Raw genomic sequence first — 448 nt, 5'->3', positions numbered from 1 at the left:
TCGGCCGAGGTCGACGAGCGTCACGTCCAAAAGCAGCTCGGGCATGCCTCAGCCGAGATGACCCGCCGCTACCAGCGCCGGCGCGATCGCTTCCGCGTCAACCTCACCAAGGCGGCCGGGTTGTAAGCCGCCGACAGGCGGACAGCCCCCTCCCCCTCCCCCTCCCCCTCCCCCTCGACTGGACATTGGACGGCACGACCTTCGAGGGTTGGCGATTGGTCTGATCCTGTTCGGGCTCGGGGCCTTGGGGTGTTCGGCGCGGCTGGCGCGTTGCCCTCCATAGGGCCAGTGCGCTTGCGACATGCGAGATATGTCGATAAATTCGGATTTCATCGACATGATTTGATGATCTGTCGATGCCGGCGACATATCCGGCCGACATGTCGATCGCACGAGGATTGATGGACATGTCGTTTCGCCCAGACCGCCCCTACAACGACCTCCCTCC

General features: G+C 63.8%; 1 pseudogene. It reads left to right on the top strand.

The annotated features are described in order from the left end of the window. Positions 1-126, top strand: a pseudogene (locus tag V5F77_RS29145) (integrase); the annotation flags it as partial. Between the last annotated feature and the right edge of the window lie 322 nt (positions 127-448).

Origin of the sequence: Roseixanthobacter psychrophilus (assembly GCF_043195195.1) — a bacterium.
Classification (GTDB): domain Bacteria; phylum Pseudomonadota; class Alphaproteobacteria; order Rhizobiales; family Xanthobacteraceae; genus NCEH01.
This window is presented reverse-complemented; position numbering and strand designations above follow the sequence as displayed.